20 protein-coding genes are annotated in these 19,434 nt (G+C 57.7%); 2 read left to right on the plus strand and 18 right to left on the minus strand.

Going from position 1 to position 19,434, the window contains the following annotated elements; translation table 11 throughout:
• Positions 1–27: 27 nt before the first annotated feature.
• The 12 genes from nlpD to cysG all read right to left on the minus strand — a co-directional run bounded on the left by nlpD (position 28) and on the right by cysG (position 10,064).
• Complete coding sequence (nlpD, locus tag KIF87_RS10080) at positions 28–1,152, minus strand: murein hydrolase activator NlpD (RefSeq protein WP_029741538.1); 1,125 nt, start codon at positions 1,150–1,152, stop codon at positions 28–30.
• Between the two features lie 116 nt (positions 1,153–1,268).
• A complete protein-coding gene (locus KIF87_RS10085; protein ID WP_023333224.1) occupies positions 1,269–1,895 on the minus strand; it encodes a protein-L-isoaspartate(D-aspartate) O-methyltransferase in 627 nt (208 codons plus the stop codon).
• Positions 1,889–2,650, minus strand: a complete 762-nt coding sequence (surE, locus tag KIF87_RS10090; protein ID WP_121932265.1) for a 5'/3'-nucleotidase SurE — start codon at positions 2,648–2,650, stop codon at positions 1,889–1,891. The genes KIF87_RS10085 and surE overlap by 7 nt, the downstream gene beginning before the upstream one ends.
• Positions 2,631–3,680: a tRNA pseudouridine(13) synthase TruD gene (gene truD / locus KIF87_RS10095; RefSeq protein WP_159514806.1), complete on the minus strand. Its 1,050-nt coding sequence runs from the start codon at positions 3,678–3,680 to the stop codon at positions 2,631–2,633. Before truD ends, surE begins: the two co-directional genes overlap by 20 nt.
• Complete coding sequence (gene ispF, locus KIF87_RS10100) at positions 3,677–4,156, minus strand: 2-C-methyl-D-erythritol 2,4-cyclodiphosphate synthase (RefSeq protein WP_008499607.1); 480 nt, start codon at positions 4,154–4,156, stop codon at positions 3,677–3,679. Before ispF ends, truD begins: the two co-directional genes overlap by 4 nt.
• On the minus strand, positions 4,156–4,866 hold the full coding sequence (gene ispD, locus KIF87_RS10105) for a 2-C-methyl-D-erythritol 4-phosphate cytidylyltransferase (protein ID WP_213328649.1): 711 nt from the start codon (positions 4,864–4,866) through the stop codon (positions 4,156–4,158). The genes ispF and ispD overlap by 1 nt, the downstream gene beginning before the upstream one ends.
• A gap of 19 nt (positions 4,867–4,885) precedes the next feature.
• Positions 4,886–5,197 carry a cell division protein FtsB gene (gene ftsB / locus KIF87_RS10110; protein WP_008499609.1) on the minus strand — a complete coding sequence of 104 codons (312 nt, stop codon included), beginning with the start codon at positions 5,195–5,197 and terminating at the stop codon, positions 4,886–4,888.
• A gap of 166 nt (positions 5,198–5,363) precedes the next feature.
• Positions 5,364–5,690 (minus strand): DUF3561 family protein, encoded by a 327-nt coding sequence (locus tag KIF87_RS10115; protein WP_008499610.1) that lies wholly within the window; start codon positions 5,688–5,690, stop codon positions 5,364–5,366.
• Positions 5,691–5,748: 58 nt separating this feature from the next.
• Complete coding sequence (cysC, locus tag KIF87_RS10120) at positions 5,749–6,354, minus strand: adenylyl-sulfate kinase (RefSeq protein ID WP_032660281.1); 606 nt, start codon at positions 6,352–6,354, stop codon at positions 5,749–5,751.
• Positions 6,354–7,778 (minus strand): sulfate adenylyltransferase subunit CysN, encoded by a 1,425-nt coding sequence (cysN, locus tag KIF87_RS10125; RefSeq protein WP_126329619.1) that lies wholly within the window; start codon positions 7,776–7,778, stop codon positions 6,354–6,356. The genes cysC and cysN overlap by 1 nt, the downstream gene beginning before the upstream one ends.
• 9 nt (positions 7,779–7,787) lie before the next feature.
• A complete protein-coding gene (gene cysD / locus KIF87_RS10130; protein WP_006811770.1) occupies positions 7,788–8,696 on the minus strand; it encodes a sulfate adenylyltransferase subunit CysD in 909 nt (302 codons plus the stop codon).
• Between the two features lie 9 nt (positions 8,697–8,705).
• Complete coding sequence (gene cysG / locus KIF87_RS10135; protein WP_484612132.1) at positions 8,706–10,064, minus strand: siroheme synthase CysG; 1,359 nt, start codon at positions 10,062–10,064, stop codon at positions 8,706–8,708.
• A gap of 237 nt (positions 10,065–10,301) precedes the next feature.
• On the opposite strand from cysG, the gene KIF87_RS10140 reads away from it, so the two are divergent.
• Entirely contained in the window at positions 10,302–11,345 is a 1,044-nt protein-coding gene (locus KIF87_RS10140; protein ID WP_159514808.1) for an aminopeptidase, read from the plus strand.
• A 71-nt stretch (positions 11,346–11,416) separates the two neighbouring features.
• On the opposite strand, the gene cysH is transcribed toward KIF87_RS10140, so the two are convergent.
• From cysH to cysJ, 3 genes are read right to left on the minus strand one after another with little or no spacing between them, the layout of a single operon-like run.
• Positions 11,417–12,151 (minus strand): phosphoadenosine phosphosulfate reductase, encoded by a 735-nt coding sequence (gene cysH, locus KIF87_RS10145; protein ID WP_023308999.1) that lies wholly within the window; start codon positions 12,149–12,151, stop codon positions 11,417–11,419.
• Positions 12,152–12,166: 15 nt separating this feature from the next.
• Positions 12,167–13,879 (minus strand): assimilatory sulfite reductase (NADPH) hemoprotein subunit, encoded by a 1,713-nt coding sequence (gene cysI, locus KIF87_RS10150; RefSeq protein WP_029741545.1) that lies wholly within the window; start codon positions 13,877–13,879, stop codon positions 12,167–12,169.
• Entirely contained in the window at positions 13,879–15,684 is a 1,806-nt protein-coding gene (cysJ, locus tag KIF87_RS10155) for an NADPH-dependent assimilatory sulfite reductase flavoprotein subunit (protein ID WP_213328650.1), read from the minus strand. Before cysJ ends, cysI begins: the two co-directional genes overlap by 1 nt.
• Before the next feature lie 306 nt (positions 15,685–15,990).
• On the opposite strand from cysJ, the gene queD reads away from it, so the two are divergent.
• Complete coding sequence (queD, locus tag KIF87_RS10160) at positions 15,991–16,353, plus strand: 6-carboxytetrahydropterin synthase QueD (RefSeq protein WP_023309002.1); 363 nt, start codon at positions 15,991–15,993, stop codon at positions 16,351–16,353.
• 88 nt (positions 16,354–16,441) lie between these two features.
• On the opposite strand, the gene queE is transcribed toward queD, so the two are convergent.
• Genes queE through KIF87_RS10175 form a run of 3 tightly spaced genes read right to left on the minus strand, consistent with a single transcriptional unit; the run spans position 16,442 to position 19,434 of the window.
• On the minus strand, positions 16,442–17,113 hold the full coding sequence (gene queE, locus KIF87_RS10165; RefSeq protein WP_023333236.1) for a 7-carboxy-7-deazaguanine synthase QueE: 672 nt from the start codon (positions 17,111–17,113) through the stop codon (positions 16,442–16,444).
• Between the two features lie 54 nt (positions 17,114–17,167).
• Positions 17,168–17,875: an N-acetylmannosamine-6-phosphate 2-epimerase gene (locus KIF87_RS10170; protein WP_213328651.1), complete on the minus strand. Its 708-nt coding sequence runs from the start codon at positions 17,873–17,875 to the stop codon at positions 17,168–17,170.
• Positions 17,875–19,434: a PTS transporter subunit EIIC gene (locus tag KIF87_RS10175; protein WP_213328652.1), complete on the minus strand. Its 1,560-nt coding sequence runs from the start codon at positions 19,432–19,434 to the stop codon at positions 17,875–17,877. The genes KIF87_RS10170 and KIF87_RS10175 overlap by 1 nt, the downstream gene beginning before the upstream one ends.

Consider the following 19,434-nt stretch of genomic DNA (forward strand, 5'->3'; position numbering starts at 1 on the left):
ACACCCTGGCTGGCATGCCCCGTCAAATTATCGCTGCGGCAAATACTGCAGCGGGTTTACGGATTTCCCCTTGTAACGAATTTCAAAATGCAAGCGTGTAGAACTGGTTCCGGTGCTACCCATGGTAGCGATTTTTTGCCCCGCCTTAACTTCTTGTTGTTCCCGGACCAGCATTGTGTCGTTATGGGCGTAGGCACTCAGGTAATCATCGTTATGTTTGATGATAATAAGATTACCGTAACCGCGCAGAGCGTTACCGGCATACACAACGCGCCCGTCTGCGGTCGCGATGATAGCCTGTCCTTTACTCCCTGCGATATCGATCCCTTTATTTCCCCCTTCAGAGGAAGAGAAGTTCTCGATAACCTTGCCGTCAGTTGGCCAGCGCCATGCGGAGATTGGCGAACTGGAGGTCATACTGCTGGCAGTCGGTTCAGTAGAGCTAACCACAGGTGCCGTTACCGGTGCTGTGACAACAGTCGCAGTCCCTTTATTATTCGGCAACATTTTGTTAGCAGTCTGATCACCTGAATCCTCAGAATACGTAATTACAGGTTGTGAAGCAACCACCGTGGTGGATTTTTGTGCAGGCTTAACGCTGTTATTTTGAGCCGTCACATCGGCCGCTGAAACGGTGTTGCCAGGCGTAAGCGGCGTGCCCGTCGCGTTGCCCACCTGGAGCGTTTGCCCGACTTCCAGACCATACGGGGCCTGGACGTTATTGCGCTGCGCGAGGTCACGGAAATCGTTCCCGGTGATCCACGCAATGTAGAACAGCGTATCGCCGCGTTTCACGGTATAGGTGCTGCCACCGGTATAGCTGCCTTTCGGAATGTTCCCATACTGACGGTTATAGACTATGCGGCCATTTTGGGTCTGAACAGGTTGTTCCACTGGCTGAATCTGTGTCGGCTGCGTCATTGGACGCTGAACCGGCTGAATTGGCGGATTTTGTTGCGCCGTAGAGGTACCCATTTTAGGCGGAGGTGTGATCAACATTCCGCTGGACGTGTTACCCGAGCCGCTGTTTCCGCCGACAGAACTGACGGGCGCAGGCGCGTTGTTAGAACTTGTACAACCTGCCAGCCAGAGCGAAACCAGTGATAATGCCGCAACACGGCTGATGGTGAATTTAGGGCTTCCCGCGCTCATTTATCCCCCAGGAATGTGTTAACTACCAGTGACTTAAAATTTACCGTGATGGCACGAATCTTTCGCGCCACACCATACGCTGAATTTGCCTTAATAACCCTGGATAATTCCGAGTCTCAGGCCAACTCCCCCTTTACCAGAGGCACAAAGCGCACGGCTTCCACGGTGTCGATAATAAACTCGCCGCCGCGCCGACGAACGCGCTTCAAAAGCTGCTGCTCGTCCCCGACAGGCAGAACAAGAATGCCCCCCTCATCCAGCTGCGACAACAGAGCTGCAGGAATTTCAGGCGGGGCCGCCGTCACGATGATCGCGTCAAACGGCGCGCGCGCCTTCCAACCCTGCCATCCATCACCGTGTCGTGTCGAAACATTATGTAAATCAAGTTGTTTCAGGCGACGACGCGCCTGCCACTGTAAACCTTTAATCCGCTCAACGGAGCATACATGATGAACCAGATGCGCCAGGATCGCGGTTTGATACCCCGACCCGGTGCCGATCTCCAGCACGCGGGAGTCGGGCGTCAGCTCCAGCAGCTCCGTCATGCGCGCCACCATGTAAGGCTGCGAAATCGTCTGACCCTGCCCGATGGGCAGCGCTACGTTTTCCCACGCTTTGTGTTCAAACGCCTCGTCTACAAATTTCTCACGCGGAACCTGAGCAAGCGCTTCAAGCACGTGCTCGTCGCGGATCCCCTGCGCGCGGAGTTGTTCCAGAAGAGTTTGTACACGTTTGTTTACCATTGCGCGTTCACTCCTGCGCGATCCAGCCAGCCCGACACCACATCATGCGCGCTATACGCGGTTAAATCTACGTGCAGCGGGGTAACCGAAACATAGCCTTCATCTACGGCGGCAAAGTCGGTATCCGGACCCGCATCGCACTTATCGCCGGGAGGGCCAATCCAGTAAAGCGTGTTGCCGCGAGGATCCTGCTGCGGGATCACCTGATCGGCAGGATGTCGGCTCCCGCAACGGGTGACGCGGATGCCTTTAATTTCATCAAGAGGAAGATCCGGCACGTTGATGTTGAGGATGCGCCCGGTACGCAACGGCTCGCGGCCGAGCGCCCGCAGGATCGAGCAGGTCACCGCGGCGGCGGTGTCGTAATGCGTGTGGCCGTTTAACGAGACCGCCAGCGCCGGGAACCCCAGATGGCGCCCTTCCATTGCGGCCGCCACGGTACCGGAATAAATCACGTCATCGCCGAGGTTAGGACCGGCGTTAATGCCGGAGACGACGATATCCGGACGCGGACGCATCAGCGTGTTCACGCCCAGAAAAACGCAGTCGGTTGGCGTACCCATCTGCACGGCAATATCGCCATTTTCAAAGGTAAAGGTGCGAAGCGACGACTCCAGCGTCAGAGAGTTAGACGCTCCACTGCGGTTACGATCGGGTGCCACGACCTGCACATCCGCAAATTCACGGAGGTGTTTCGCCAGGGTCTGAATGCCTGGCGCGTGGATCCCGTCATCGTTACTCAGCAATATTCGCATAATCACCCGAGGTGTTGATAAGTTCCCTGACAACACTGGTGGCAAAGCTACCTGCCGGTAGCCAGAAGCGTAACTCGACGGTTACGTCATCCCACCAGTTCCAGCTTAACTGCTGCGGATAGAGCAGCATCGCGCGGCGTGCCGCTTCGACTTTTTCCCGCACCAGCAAGGATTGCAATTCTGGCGCATCCGCTACGGCTGACTGCTCGGCGGCCAGCGCGTCGCCCTGTGCTCCCCAGTCGCCCGTACCGGGCAGCGCGGCGGTAATCATCAGCGCTTTTGCGTCCACGCGCGACTGCACATCGGCCATTTCTTCGGCCGTTGCCACAAACCAGCTTCCGCGTCCCGCTAATTGTAGCGCATCGCCAACAACAACTTGATTCGCGTCCGGTTTTTTCAGCCTTTCGCTCACAATCTGATTAAACAACGCACTGCGGGCCGCCGACAACCAAAAACTGCGTTTATTCCTGTCGCGCACCGGTGCATCGCTTTGCGCCCAGCGCAGCGCCCCCTGCAGGTTGCTGCCGCCAATGCCAAAGCGCTGTGCGCCAAAGTAGTTCGGTACGCCCAGCTCTTGAATCGCGCTCAGACGCTTCTCAACGTCATCGCGATCGGTCACTTCACGCAGCACCAGCGTAAAGTCGTTCCCCTTCAACGCCCCCAGGCGCAGCTTGCGCTTGTGGCGGGCGAACTCCAGTACCTTACAGCCTTCAAGCTCAAATTTGCTTAAATCAGGCATCGTATTGCCGGGAACGCGCGCGCAGAGCCACTGTTCAGTGACGGCGTGTTTATCTTTCTGCCCGGCAAAGCTCACTTCGCGGGCATGAATTTTGAGGAATTTTGCCAGCGCGTCGGCCACAAAGCGGGTATTGCAGCCATTTTTCAGAATACGCACCAGGATATGTTCGCCTTCGCCATCCGGCTCAAAGCCCAGATCCTCCACCACGAGGAAATCTTCCGGGCTGGCTTTCAGCACCCCGTTCCCCTGCGGTTTACCGTGCAGGTATGTCAGGTTGTCGAAGTCCGTCATTTGCTCGCCTTCACCAGCAGCGCCACGGCTTCACAGGCAATCCCTTCGCCACGCCCGGTAAAGCCCAGCTTCTCAGTCGTCGTCGCTTTGACGTTCACGTCGTCCATATGGCAGCCCAGATCTTCTGCAATAAACACGCGCATTTGCGGAATGTGCGGCAGCATTTTCGGGGCCTGGGCAATAATCGTCACGTCGACGTTGCCGAGGGTGTAGCCTTTCGCCTGAATGCGGCGCCACGCTTCGCGCAGCAGCTCGCGGCTGTCCGCCCCTTTAAACGCCGGGTCGGTGTCCGGGAACAGCTTGCCGATATCACCCAGCGCGGCAGCGCCCAGCAGCGCGTCGGTCAGCGCATGCAGAGCCACGTCGCCATCAGAATGCGCCAGCAGTCCTTTTTCATAAGGAATGCGCACGCCGCCAATGATAATTGGGCCTTCTCCGCCAAAGGCGTGTACATCAAAACCGTGTCCAATTCGCATTATGCCTTCTCCAGATGGGTCGAACGGGTAAGATAGAATTCCGCGAGCTGTAAATCTTCCGGACGCGTCACTTTAATATTATCAGCGCGTCCTTCAACAAGCTCAGGGTGGAAACCGCAATATTCCAGCGCAGAGGCTTCGTCCGTGATGGTCGCACCTTCTTTAAGCGCACGTGTTAAGCAGTCGTGGAGTAATTCGCGGGGGAAAAATTGTGGCGTCAGCGCGTGCCATAAATCGACGCGATCGACGGTGTGGGCGATAGCCTGTTTGCCCGGCTCGGCGCGCTTCATGGTGTCGCGCACCGGCGCGGCCAGAATCCCGCCAACCTTGCTTGTTTCGCTCAGGGCCAGCAGGCGCGCAAGGTCGTCCTGATGCAGACACGGACGCGCCGCGTCATGCACCAGCACCCACGGCGCGTTTCCGGCGGCCTGTATGCCCGCCAGCACGGAATCGGCGCGCTCGGCGCCACCGTCTACGACGGTAATCTGCGGATGATTTGCCAGCGGCAGCTGCGCGAAGCGCGCATCGCCAGGGCTGATAGCGATGATCGCTCGCGTCACACGCGGGTGCGCCAGTAGCGCCGCCACGGCGTGCTCGAGGATCGTTTTATCGCCAATAGAGAGGTACTGCTTGGGACATTCTGTCTGCATGCGCCGGCCAAAACCTGCGGCCGGCACCACGGCGCATACGTCCGAAAAAGTTACTGCCATGTCGTAATCCTGGGCCTGATTATCGATTGTTTTGTGCTGAGCCCTGATTGCGTTTAGACGCATCCGGAACCAGACGATAAAAGGTTTCGCCCGGCTTAGTCATACTGAGTTCATTGCGTGCGCGTTCCTCAATCGCCTCTTGCCCGCCATTGAGGTCATCAATTTCAGCAAAGAGTTGATCGTTTCGCGCCTTAAGTTTGGCGTTTGTTGCCTGCTGAGCCGCGACGTCATCGCTCACCCGGCTATAGTCGTGCAGTCCGTTCTTACCGAACCACAGCGAATATTGCAGCCAGATTAGCAAAGCCAGCAACAGCAGCGTTAGTTTACCCATCCTGCCCCCTGAAAAACGGCATCATCATCCCAAGACTTCCCCAGAGCACTACGCCGGGGTAACAGAGATGCCGCAACATCGCGGGCAAATGTACCACATTTTTTCCGCAGAATCGTCCTGCACAATATCGTTACACAGTTGGTTACGGTTTGAATTATGGCTGAAGTTAGCCCATGAGCCACAAAAATAACAGACCAAACATCAGAACCACCGTCACAATCGTGACCACGGTGCTGTACAGGAGCTTACCGTTGAGCAGAGAGTGCAGCGCAATGCCGACAACAACCGCCACGGGCATCAACGCCAGAAAGAAAGGCCAGGTGTAGAGAAAGAAGAACAGCGTGTTGCCGCCGTAGATGAGAAACGGAATGCCAAGCGCCAGCAGCCATGAGACGAAGCCAATGATGGCCCCAGGAAATGACCAGGTCGTTTCGTCGTCGGTCGCGAGCGGCTCCGACCCGGTGGTGGTGATGTAATGTTCACTGTTGCGCATAGCTAATCCTGTGACCGTGACTCATCGTTCGGGAAGACAGCTCCCGAACGATACCGTCTCAGGATCTGATAATATCGTCCCGTCTGAGCAGGTCTAATAATTGGCTTACTAAATTTGTTACCAATTGTTGACCTTCCAGGTGAATCTCAGGCGATTCAGGCGCTTCGTAGACCGCGTCAATTCCGGTGAAGTTACGCAGTTCTCCGGCGCGCGCTTTCTTGTACAGCCCTTTCGGGTCGCGCGCTTCGCAAATCTCCAGCGGCGTATCGACAAACACCTCGATAAAGCGATCCTGGCCCACGCGTTCGCGCACCATCTGGCGCTCGGCGCGGTGCGGAGAGATAAACGCGGTCAGCACCACCAGCCCGGCGTCAGCCATCAGGCTGGCGACTTCGCCCACCCGGCGGATGTTCTCTTTGCGGTCATCGTCGCTAAACCCTAAATCGCTGCACAGGCCGTGACGCACGTTGTCGCCATCCAGCAGGTACGTGCTTACGCCCTGCTGATGCAACGCCTCTTCCAGCGCGCCTGCCACCGTTGATTTACCCGAGCCGGACAGCCCGGTAAACCACAGCACAACCCCACGGTGACCGTGGAGCCGTTCGCGCTGGGCGACGGTCACCGGATGAGGATGCCAGACGACGTTCTCATCATGGGCGGCCATTACTTGCCTCCCAGCAGATCGCGTGCGCCCCAGTGCGGGAAGTGTTTACGCACCAGCGCGTTCAGTTCCAGCTCGAAGGCGCTGAATTCAGACGTCGCGGCAGCCTGTTTAATCGGTTCGCGAACCATACCGGCCCCGACGGTAACGTTGGTCAGCCTGTCGATAAAGATCAGCCCTCCCGTGACCGGGTTCTGCTGATACGGATCCAGCACCAGCGGTTCGTCGAAGGTCAGATCGACCAGACCGATGCCGTTCAACGGCAGCTCGGTGACGTCACGCTGGGTGAGGTTGTTGATATCCACCTGGAACTGAATACCGTCCACGCGGGCGCGGGTTTTCTTGCCGGCAATTTTGATGTCATAGCTCTGGCCAGCGGTCAGGGGTTGCTCCGCCATCCACACCACATCCACGGAGGCACCCTGCACTGCCGCCAGCGTTTCCTGCGCGTCTACCAGCAGGTCGCCCCGGCTGATATCAATTTCGTCTTTCAGCACCAGCGTTACCGCTTCACCGGCACCCGCGTCCTGCAGGTCACCGTCGAAGGTGACGATGCGGGCGATAGTCGATTCCACGCCGGATGGCAGCACCTTGACGCGCTGACCTACCTTCACGGAGCCTGACGCGAGGGTGCCCGAGAAACCGCGGAAATCGAGGTTTGGACGATTCACGTACTGCACCGGGAAGCGCATCGGCTGGGTGTCGACCACGCGCTGAATTTCAACGGTTTCCAGCACCTCCAGCAGCGTCGGGCCGCTGTACCACGGCATGTTCGCGCTCTGGGAGGCGACGTTATCCCCTTCCAGCGCCGAGAGCGGTACAAAGCGAATATCCAGGTTGCCCGGCAGCTGTTCGGCAAAGGTCAGGTAGCTCTGGCGGATCTCCTCGAACTTCTCTTCGCTGAAGTTCACCAGATCCATCTTGTTGACCGCCACCACCAGGTGTTTGATCCCCAGCAGCGTCGAGATAAAGCTGTGACGACGGGTCTGATCCAGCACGCCTTTACGCGCGTCCATCAGCAGGATCGCCAGGTCGCAGGTGGAGGCGCCGGTCGCCATGTTACGGGTGTACTGCTCGTGCCCCGGGGTGTCGGCAATAATAAATTTGCGCTTCTCGGTAGAGAAGTAGCGGTAGGCCACGTCGATGGTGATGCCCTGCTCGCGCTCCGCCTGCAGGCCGTCCACCAGCAGGGCCAGGTCGAGTTTTTCGCCCTGGGTGCCGTGGCGCTTGCTGTCGTTATGCAGGGAAGAGAGCTGATCTTCATAAATCTGGCGCGTATCGTGCAGCAGGCGGCCAATCAGGGTACTTTTCCCGTCATCCACGCTGCCGCAGGTCAGAAAACGCAGCAGGCTTTTGTGTTGTTGCGCGTGCAGATACGCTTCCACGCCGCCTTCGTTGGCAATTTGTTGAGCAATAGTGGTATTCATGGCGGCTCCTTAGAAATAACCCTGACGTTTCTTCAGCTCCATGGAGCCTGCCTGGTCGCGGTCAATCACGCGCCCCTGTCGCTCGCTGGTGGTGGACACCAGCATCTCTTCGATGATCTCCGGCAGCGTCTGCGCGCTGGATTCCACCGCGCCGGTCAGCGGCCAGCAGCCGAGGGTACGGAAACGCACCATCTGTTTTTTGATCACTTCACCCGGCTGCAGGTCGATGCGATCGTCGTCGATCATCATCAGCATGCCGTCACGCTCCAGCACCGGGCGCTCGGCGGCCAGATACAGCGGAACGATTTCGATGTTTTCCAGATAGATGTACTGCCAGATATCCAGCTCGGTCCAGTTGGAGAGCGGGAAGACGCGAATGCTTTCGCCTTTATTAATCTGACCGTTGTAGTTGTGCCACAGCTCCGGGCGCTGGTTTTTGGGGTCCCAGCGGTGGAAGCGGTCGCGGAAGGAGTAGATACGCTCTTTGGCGCGGGATTTCTCTTCGTCACGGCGCGCGCCGCCGAAGGCCGCGTCAAAACCGTATTTATTCAGCGCCTGCTTCAGCCCTTCGGTTTTCATGATATCGGTGTGCTTGGCGCTACCGTGCACGAACGGGTTAATGCCCATCGCCACCCCTTCCGGGTTTTTATGCACCAGCAGCTCGCAGCCGTAGGCCTTCGCGGTACGGTCGCGGAACTCGTACATTTCGCGGAATTTCCAGCCGGTATCCACGTGCAGCAGCGGGAACGGCAGCGTGCCCGGATAAAACGCTTTACGCGCCAGATGCAGCATGACGCTGGAATCTTTACCGATGGAGTACATCATCACCGGGTTAGAAAACTCGGCGGCCACTTCGCGGATGATATGGATACTCTCCGCTTCGAGCTGCCGCAGGTGTGTAAGACGTTTTTGGTCCATAACCGTTCCTTAAGCCAAATTTACAACAGAAGAACCAAAGCCTTCTGTATCGGTTGTGTGTTGGAACCAGGCGAGCGTGCTGTGCAGCTGCACCACTTCTCCCACCACGATCAGGGCGGGCATCGGGGCGTCTTTCGCCAGGATTGCAAGATGTTCCAGCGTGCCCGTCGCAACGTGCTGATCGACGCGCGTGCCGCGAGAAATGACGGCAACGGGCGTCGTCGCCTCGCGACCGTGCTGAATAAGCTGTTCGCTGATGTCCGCCGCCTTCATCGTGCCCATGTAGATCGCCAGCGTCTGGCGGCTCTGGGCGAGATGCGACCAATCGAACGGCGTGCTGTCGGCCTTATAGTGGCCGGTCACAAAGGTCACACTCTGGGCGTAATCGCGGTGGGTCAGCGGGATACCGGCGTAGGCCGTTACCGCAGAGGCCGCCGTAATGCCGGGCACCACCTGGAACGGTACGCCCGCTTCGGCTGCCGCCTGCAGCTCTTCGCCGCCGCGACCGAAGATAAACGGGTCTCCCCCTTTCAGGCGCACCACGGTTTTACCCGCTTTGGCGGCGTCAACCAGCATCTGGTTGGTGTCGTGCTGCGGCACCGAGTGCTCGCCAGCCCGTTTGCCGACGCAGATTTGCTCCGCGTCGCGACGGATCAGCTCGCGCACGCCGTCGGTGACCAGATGGTCGTAGAACACCACGTCCGCGTCCTGCAGCACCTGCAGGCCGCGCAGCGTCAAAAGCCCGGCATCGCCCGGCCCTGCCCCCACCAGAATGATCTCCCCGCCCGTGCTGCCGGGGTTATCCAGCTCGTCCTCGAGGATTTTCTGCGCCGCCGTCTCATTACCGGCATGCATCAGGCTGGCAAAGCGGCCGCGAAATACGCGTTCCCAGAAGCGACGGCGTTCCGTCACGCTGGTCAGGCGCGTTTTCAGGTGGTTACGCCAGAAGCTGGCTTTTTCCGCCATGCGCCCGAGGCTGGTCGGCAGCAGCGCTTCGATTTTTTCACGCAGCACGCGCGCCAGCACCGGTGCGGTACCGCCGGAGGAGATCGCCACCAGCAGCGGCGAACGGTCAACGATCGACGGGAAGATAAACGAGCATAGTGGCTGGTCGTCCACCACGTTCACCAGGCGGTAACGGGCCTGAGCGGCCTCGGAAATCCGCCGGTTCAGGTCGCGATCTTCGGTCGCCGCAATCACCAGCACTACGGTGTCGATTTGTGATTCGTCAAAGTCTGCTTCTGCTACTACCCGCACCTGTGCCCCTGCACGCTGCAGAAACGCGATTTTGCGATCGGCAATTTCACCCGTGCCTACAACCAGCACCGGCTTCTCTTTTATCGCGGCAAATAAGGGCAGATAGTCCACAAGCAACAACTCACTAACAACGAGGAATAAAGGGACTATAGGGGGCGGCTTAGACCGAATGAAATTACGAATTGGAATGAGTAGTTACTCAATGGAATAACGCCGTGAAAAAGCTAATACCAAAAAGTGCTTAACACGCGAAATTTCGGGCATTTAAGAGCAATTCAAATTGTGTATGGACGATCACAGTTTCATACTAAGCGGGTTATTATTTTGCTCAGTTTTTAAGGACTCACTATGTTTTCCGCAACGCGCCACCGTATTGCTGCCCTGGCGCTCGGCGTTTGCTTTATTCTTCCGGCCCAGGCAAAAAACCAACCTTATGGTGAAATCGCCACTCTGCAGGCGCGGCATATTGCCACCGTCTTTCCTGGCCGCATGACCGGTTCGCCTGCGGAAATGCTCTCCGCGGACTATCTTCGCCAGCAGTTTGCCGACATGGGCTACCAGAGCGATATCCGCGCGTTTCACAGCCGCTACGTTTATACCTCCAGAAATAAAACGAAAAACTGGCATAACGTGACCGGCAGTACGGTTATCGCGGCGCATGAAGGTAGCGCGGCTGAACAGATTATTATTATGGCGCACCTTGATACCTACGCCCCGTTGAGCGATGCCGATACGGATAACAACCTCGGCGGGCTGACGCTGCAGGGCATGGACGACAATGCGGCAGGCCTGGGCGTGATGCTCGAACTGGCCGAGCGGATGAAGGATATTCCAACCCAGTATGGCATTCGTTTCGTGGCCACCAGCGGTGAAGAAGAGGGCAAACTCGGCGCTGAGAATCTCCTTAAGCGCATGAGCGCTGAGGAGAAGAAAAATACGCTGCTGGTGATCAACCTCGATAACCTGATCGTCGGCGATAAGCTTTATTTCAACAGCGGGCAGAGTACGCCGGGTACCGTGCGAAAACTGACGCGCGACCGGGCGCTGGCGATTGCCCGCAGCCATGGCGTTTATGCCACCAGCAACCCCGGCGGTAACCCGGGTTATCCGCGAGGAACAGGCTGCTGCAACGACGGGGAAGTGTTCGATAAGGCAGGCATTCCGGTGCTGTACGTGGAAGCGACAAACTGGGCACTGGGCAAGAAAGATGGCTATCAGCAGCGGGCTAAATCGAAGGCCTTCCCGGACGGGACAAGCTGGCACAACGTGATGCTGGATAATCAGCAGCACATTGATAGCGCGCTGCCGCAGCGGATTGAGCACCGTAGCCGTGACGTGGTGAAGGTGATGCTGCCGCTGGTGAAGGAGCTGGCGAAAGCGGGGAAAGCCTGAGGTTTTTAAGTATAGCGCGGCCTGATGCCCTCACCCCAACCCTCTCCCACCGGGAGAGGGAGGATAAAGGATTACCCTTCGTGCAGCCCGCACTCGCGCTTCAGCCCAAAGAATCGCGTCTCTTCTTCCGCCATTCCCGGTTCCCATTTGCGCGTGGTGTGGGTGTCGCCCACCGACAGATAGCCCTGATCCCACAGCGGATGGTACTTCAGCCCGTGTTTTTGCAGATACTGATACACCGTCCGGTTATCCCAGTCGATAATCGGCAGCACTTTAAACACCCCGCGCTGGACCGCCAGCACCGGCAACGTTGCTCGGCTACCGGACTGCTCGCGGCGCAGGCCCGCAAACCACGTCTGCGCATTGAGCTCTTTCAGCGCCCGGTTCATCGGCTCAACTTTGTTGATCTCATTGTATTTCTCAATGCCCTCAACGCCCTGTTCCCACAGCTTACCGTAGCGCGCCTCCTGCCAGGCCGCGCTTTCCGTCGCGCGGTAAACTTTGAGGTTCAGCTTGAGCTTGTCCGTCAGCTCGTCAATAAACTGGTAGGTTTCTGGGAACAGGTAGCCGGTATCGGTGAGGATCACCGGAATGTCCGGACGGATCTGATTCACCAGATGCAGGCTGACCGCCGCCTGAATACCAAAGCTCGACGACAGCACATAGTCTCCCGGCAGGTTTTCCAGCGCCCACGCCACGCGCCCTTCGGCGTCCAGCTTTTCAAGGTGGGCATTGGTTTCTGCCAGCGCCAGAATGCGTTCGACTTTTGGCAGGTCATTAAGGGCGTTTAGATCGAGTACGGACATAATTACCTCTCGTGGTTACTCCCAGAAATCCCTTGCGGGATCGAGCACCGGGCGAATGATGCCCGCACGCACCGTAAAGTCGCCGAAGCCTTCACCCGCTTCGCGCTCTTTCGCCCAGCGCCCGACAAGCTCGTCGATGGAATCAAGAATTTCCGGTTCCGTAATATTCTCACGGTACATACGCGGAATACGTGTCCCCATACGATTACCGCCAAGGTGCACGTTGTAACGACCCGGCGCTTTGCCGACCAGCCCAAGCTCGGCCAGCATTGCACGACCGCAGCCGTTCGGGCAGCCGGTGACGCGCATAACAATATGCTCGTCCGGAATACCGTGTTTTTCCAGAATCGCCTCCACTTTGTCAGTGAATGACGGCAGGAAACGTTCCGCTTCGGCCATCGCCAGCGGGCAGGTCGGGAACGACACGCAGGCCATCGAGTTCTCACGCTGCGGTTTAACCGCATCCATTAACCCGTGATCGCGCGCCAGCTTCTCGATCTTCGCCTTCTGGCTCTCCGGCACGCCGGCAATAATGAGATTCTGGTTAGCGGTAATGCGGAACTCGCCTTTATGGATCTTAGCAATTTCCAGCAGACCGGTTTTCAGCGGACGGCCCGGATAATCCAGAATACGGCCGTTTTCGATAAACAGCGTCAGGTGCCATTTATTATCGATACCCTTCACCCAGCCGATGCGATCGCCGCGACCGGTGAATTCGTAAGGGCGGATCGGCTCAAACTTGATGCCTGCACGACGCTCCACTTCCTCTTTGAACGTCTCAACGCCCACGCGCTCCAGGGTGTATTTGGTTTTCGCGTTTTTACGGTCGGTACGGTTGCCCCAGTCGCGCTGGGTGGTGACCACAGCTTCCGCCACGGCCAGCGTGTGCTCCAGCGGCAGGAAGCCGAACTCGCTCGCGGTGCGGGCGTAGGTTTTCTTGTTACCGTGCTCAATGGACAGGCCGCCGCCCACCAGCAGGTTAAAACCAATCAGCTTGCCGTTTTCGGCAATCGCCACGAAGTTCATGTCGTTGGCGTGCAGATCGATATCGTTCTGCGGCGGGATCACGACAGTAGTTTTAAACTTACGCGGCAGATAGGTCTGGCCGAGAATCGGTTCTTCGTCCGTGGTCGCGACTTTTTCCTGATCGAGCCAAATCTCTGCGTAGGCGCGCGTGCGCGGCAGCAGGTGCTCAGAGATCTTCTTCGCCCACTCGTACGCTTCGGCGTGCAGCTCGGACTCATACGGGTTCGAGGTGCAAAGCACGTTACGGTTCATGTCGTTGGCGGTCGCCAGCGCGTCCAGCCCGACCGAGTGCAGCATCTGGTGCACCGGCTTCACGTTCTTCTTCAGAATGCCGTGGAACTGGAAGGTCTGACGGTTGGTCAGGCGAATGCTGCCGTAAATCGTATTTTCACCCGCAAACTTGTCGATGGCCTGCCACTGTTTGGTGGTGATCACCCCGCCCGGCAGGCGGCAGCGCAGCAGCATCGCGTGACGCGGCTCCAGCTTCTGTTCAGCACGCTCGGCGCGGATGTCGCGGTCGTCCTGCTGATACATACCGTGGAAGCGGATCAGCAGGAAGTTGTCGCCTTTGAAACCGCCGGTGAGACCGTCATTCAGATCTTCAGCAATGGTGCCGCGCAGATAGTTGCTTTCCAGCTTCATGCGCTCGGCGTCTGTCAGTTTACCTTCGACCACCAGTGGCCCTGGATGTTTTTCGCTCATTAGTAGACATCTCGCTGATAACGGCGCTCAACGCGCAGCTCACTTAAAAATTCATCCGCCGTTTCGGCATCCATACCGCCGAATTCGGCAATCACTTCCAGCAGTGCCTGCTCAACGTCCTTCGCCATGCGATTGGCGTCGCCGCAGACATAAATGTGGGCACCCTCATTGATCCAGCGCCACAGCTCTGCGCCCTGTGCGCGCAGTTTGTCTTGTACGTATACTTTTTCTTTCTGGTCGCGGGACCAGGCCAGATCGATGCGGGTCAGTACGCCTTCTTTAACATAGCGCTGCCACTCGACCTGGTAGAGGAAATCTTCGGTAAAGTGCGGGTTGCCGAAGAACAGCCAGTTTTTACCCGGCGCGCCGTCTGCCGCGCGCTGCTGCATAAAGGCACGGAACGGCGCGATGCCGGTGCCAGGGCCAATCATGATAACCGGGGTTTCCGGGTTCGCCGGCAGGCGGAAGTTGTCGTTGTGCTCGATAAAGACGCGCACTTCGCCCTCTTCTTCCACGCGATCCGCCAGGAAGCTTGATGCCCCACCCGCTCGGGCGCGGCCTTCGATGTCGTAGCGCACCACGCCTACGGTGACATGCACTTCACTCTCCACTTCGGCCTGCGAAGAGGCGATAGAGTACAGGCGCGGGGTCAGCGGACGCAGCAGGCCGATCAGCGCATCGGCATCCAGCTGAGCCGGAGAGAAACGCACCATATCGACAATTGGCGTCGTCGCGGCGTAATGCTGCAGTTTCGCCTTATCGCCCACCAGCGGCAGCAAGGATTCGCTGCGCGTTAAGGTGGCATAATTTTCGACGATATTCGGGGTGTTCACCGTCAGCTCGAAATGCCACTGCAGCGCCTCTGAAAGCGGCTGGGTTTTGCCGTCAACGGTGACAGGCTCGTCACCCTTCAGCCACAGCAGCTCAACCAGCTCTTTCACCAGCGCCGGATCGTTTTGATACCAGACGCCCAGCGCATCGCCCGGCTGGTAGCGCAGGCCAGAGTCGCCGAGATCGATTTCGATATGGCGCACGTCTTTTTCCGAGTCGCGGCCGGTAATTTTCTGGTTCACCGACAGGCTCGCCGTCAGCGGCGCCTCTTTGGTGTACGGGCTGGTGTGAATGTCGTTGACGGCACCCGTCGCTGTGAAGGCGGCCTGCGCCGATGTCTCTTTCGGCACGCGCGCTTTCAGCACCTCAACGATGCGGGCACGCCATTCGGCGGCGGCGGTCTGGTATTCAACATCCGCGTCAACGCGGTCCAGCAGGCGCTCCGCGCCCAGCTCCGCCAGCTTGCTGTCGAAGTCTTTACCGGACTGGCAGAAGAATTCATAGGAGGTATCGCCCAGGCCAAAGACGGCAAACGCCGTGCCGTCCAGCTTCGGCGCTTTTTTCGAGAACAGGAACTTGTGCAGCGCCACCGCTTCTTCAGCGGGTTCACCTTCGCCCTGGGTAGAGGCGACCACCACCAGCAGTTTTTCTGACGCGATTTGCTTAAATTTATAATCCCCGGCGTTGACCAGGTTCACGTTCAGTTTGGCGGCCAGCAGGTCGTCACGCAGCGCTTCGGCCACGCGGCGCGCATTGCCCGTCTGCGAGGCGGAAATCAGGGTAATGGCCGGAATTTCAACGGCCGTTACCGGTGCACCCGCCACAGCGCCAGGCTGCTGATTGAGCATTCCCCAGAAATAACCGGAGACCCAGGCAAGCTGAGTGGGAGAAAAATCAGAGGTGGCAGCCTGAAGGCGCGCCAGTTGCTCCGGGTTCAGGGGAAGCAAATTTGAAGGTGGGGCCTGTGTTGTCATGCGTCGTTATGTTCCAGTAGCCAAGCGGACTTTAAGCGAATAAATCCAAACTGAAGATAAGGTTAACGGCGAGGATAATAACAATTAAAGAAGGGATGGAAATAATAAATAACCAAATGGACTAACCTGTTTTAGTTGTCATACTTAGCGATAAAACCGATTAATTAACCCTCTGAAAATTATCGATAAAAACATCAAAAAACCCCCGTTAACGAGACGCCAGGCTTCAGAGCCGTTTTAGTTAATGCTAAAAATTGTGCTTTCCGGTACTATGCGGCGGTTTTTTCCGCATTACTGAGAGCGATCATGTCCACCACACTGTTTAAAGATTTCACCTTCGAAGCCGCCCACCATCTTCCGCATGTCCCAGAAGGGCATAAATGCGGCCGTCTGCACGGGCATTCGTTCATGGTGCGTCTTGAGATCACCGGTGAAGTTGATCCGCATACCGGTTGGATCATGGATTTTGCCGAGCTGAAGGCGGCGTTTAAGCCGACCTACGATCGTCTGGATCATTACTACCTGAATGATATCCCGGGCCTTGAAAACCCGACCAGCGAAGTGCTGGCCAAATGGATTTGGGATCAGATGAAGCCGCTGGTGCCGCTGCTGAGCGCGGTGATGATCAAAGAGACCTGCACCGCTGGCTGTATCTATCGCGGGGAGTGATGCTTGCCGGGTGGCGCTGACGCTTACCCGGCCTACAAGAGCCTCGAACCGTAGGCCCGGTAAGCGCTAGCGCCACCGGGCTTTTTTTTTAGGCAATATTCAGATACTTGTGCGTCTGCATCGACAGGCGCCAGTTACGCGCAATACAGGTTTCAATGCACAGGCGCGTGGCGTCGTCTTTCTGGCTGATCGGCTGGAGCGCAATGACGCGCTGCTTTTCATCCGTCAGCGTTGCCAGCAGTTCATCCAGCGCTTCGATATCACGCACGCGCCCTACCGGGTGCTTAATCTCATCCGCGCGTTCCAGCGCCTGAGACAGTACGTCATACCCGCCGCGCATATTCACTTTTGGCGATACCGTCACCCAGGTCGTGTGTGAACAGCGCACTTCATGGGTGCCGCTGGTTTCAATCTGGCAGCTGTAGCCGTTCTTTTCGAGCAGCTCGGTCAGCGGCGTCAGATCGTGGATGCAGGGTTCACCGCCGGTGATCACCACGTGGCGCGCCGTCCAGCCCTGACGACCAATAATGGCCAGCAGATCTTCTGAACTGCCCGCGCCCCACTTATCGCTCTCTTTGGTTTTCGCCAGTATGCTAAACAGCGACACTTCCCGATCTGCGAGCTTATCCCACGTATGTTTGGTATCACACCAGGCACAGCCAACCGGGCATCCCTGTAAACGAATGAAAATAGCGGGAACGCCGGTAAAGTAACCCTCGCCTTGCAGGGTCTGGAACATCTCGTTAATCGGGTACTGCATAGTCATCTCAGTAAAGGGGATAAACGATAAGTATCGCAGATCCCCGCCGGATGGTCATGCTCCATCGGTGCTTTGCGCGCCAATCGCCGCCATAAAACGCTCGGTAATTTGCTGTGGACGGGTGATCGCGCCGCCGACGACGACCGTATGCGCGCCCAGCGCCAGGCATCTGGCCGCGCGTTCAGGCGTATCCACGTTGCCTTCGGCAATCACGGGAACCGTCACGGCAGCCAGCACGGCCTTCAGGAACGCGCAGTCGTTCTCCGGAAGCGAATGGCCCGCCGTTTTCGCCGTATAGCCGTAAAGCGTGGTGCCGACGCAGTCAAAGCCAAGCGCCTGCGCCGTCACTGCCTCTTCGACCGTTGAAATATCCGCCATCAGCAATACTGAGGAGTAACGTGAGCGTATGCGCGTGACCAGCGTTTCCAGGGATTCCCCACCGGGACGCTCCCGCGCCGTCGCATCAAGCGCAATGATTTCCGGAGAGACGACCATGAGCTCATCCACCTCTTTCATCGTGGCGGTGATAAACACCTCGCTTTCCGGGTAATCCCGTTTGATGATGCCGATGACAGGCAAAGAGACCTGCTGCTTAATGGCCTCGATATCCACCACGCTGTTGGCACGAATGGCTGCGGCCCCGCCCTGCGCCGCCGCCAGCGCCATCCGCGACATAATAAACGGGCTATGCAGCGGTTCATTCTCCAGCGCCTGACAGGAGACGACCAGTTTTCCCTTCAGGTTATCCAGTACAGTTTTCATTACGATAAGATCTCTTCCACTTCGTTTTTGATAATCGTGACGTGCGGGCCATAAATGACCTGAACCCCGTTACCGCGCACGATAACGCCGCGCGCGCCGGTGGCTTTCAGCGCCGCATCATTCACTTTGCTGCCGTCCTTCACCGTGACGCGAAGCCGCGTGGCGCAGCAGTCCACCTCTTCCAGATTCTCTTTTCCGCCTAATCCAGCGATCACCGCAACGGCGCGCTCGCTCTGCGAGAGGGTCACCTCATCGGCCACCGCCTCCTTTTCCCGACCCGGCGTGGCGAAATCAAAGCGGTTAATCAGGTAGCGGAAGGTGAAGTAGTAAAGGAAGAACCACGGCACGCCGACCAGCGGAACGAACATCCAGTTGGTTTTGGCCTCCCCCTGCAAAATGCCGAACAGCACGAAGTCGATAAAACCGCCGGAGAAGGTTTGCCCGATGGTGATATGCAGCATGTGTGCGAGCATGAACGCCAGCCCGTCAAACAGCGCATGAATGACGTAAAGCACCGGCGCAATAAACAGGAAGGAGAACTCGATAGGCTCGGTAATCCCGGTCAGGAACGAGGTTAACGCCGCAGAGAGCAGCAGCCCGGCAACGCGCTTTTTGTTCTCCGGTTTTGCCGTGTGGTACATCGCCAGACACGCGCCGAGCAGGCCAAACATCATCGTAATAAAGCGCCCGGACATGAAGCGCGACGTGCCCTCATAGAAATGCTGCGTGTTCGGGTCGGCCAACTGGGCGAAGAAGATCCGCTGTGTGCCCTCAACCAGGTGACCGTTGACAATCTCGCTGCCGCCGAGCGCGGTGGTCCAGAACGGCAGATAGAAGATGTGGTGCAAACCAAACGGGCCCAGCATGCGTAAAATGAAGCCGTACAGCAGGGTGCCCAGATAACCGGTGGCATCCACCAGCCCGCCGAGACCAAAAATCAGTTTCTGGAAATGCGGCCAGATCACGGTCATGAGCGCGCCGACAAGTATCGCCGCCAGCGAGCTGATTATGGGAACAAAGCGCGAGCCGCCAAAGAACCCGAGGAACTGCGGAAGCGCAATTTTATTAAACCGATGATGGAGCGTGCAGGTCACCAGACCAATCACCACGCCGCCAAACACGCCGGTTTCCAGCGTCTGAATACCCAGCGTCATGCCCTGCCCCACAGCGCCCGGGTTGTCGTGCGCCAGTTTGCCGGTGAGGATCAGCAGCGCGTTGATGGTGGCATTCATCACCAGAAACGCGAGCAGCGCCGCCAGCCCAGCCGTGCCCTTATCGCTTTTTGCCAACCCGACGGCAACACCAACCGCAAACAGCACCGAGAGGTTCGCAAACACAATTGAACCGGCGCTGCTCATGATGGTGAAAATGGCCTGCAGCCAGCCCACGTCTAAAAACGGATAAGCCGCCAGCGTATTGGGATTGGATAACGCGCCGCCTATCCCGAGCAGCAGACCCGCCGCGGGCAACACGGCGATGGGCAACATAAAGGATTTACCAAAGCGCTGCGCTTTTTCAAACCATCCCCCCGAAGAAGCACCACTGAACATTTGCATCAT

Origin of the sequence: Enterobacter sp. 120016 (assembly GCF_018383635.1) — a bacterium.
GTDB lineage: Bacteria > Pseudomonadota > Gammaproteobacteria > Enterobacterales > Enterobacteriaceae > Enterobacter > Enterobacter asburiae_D.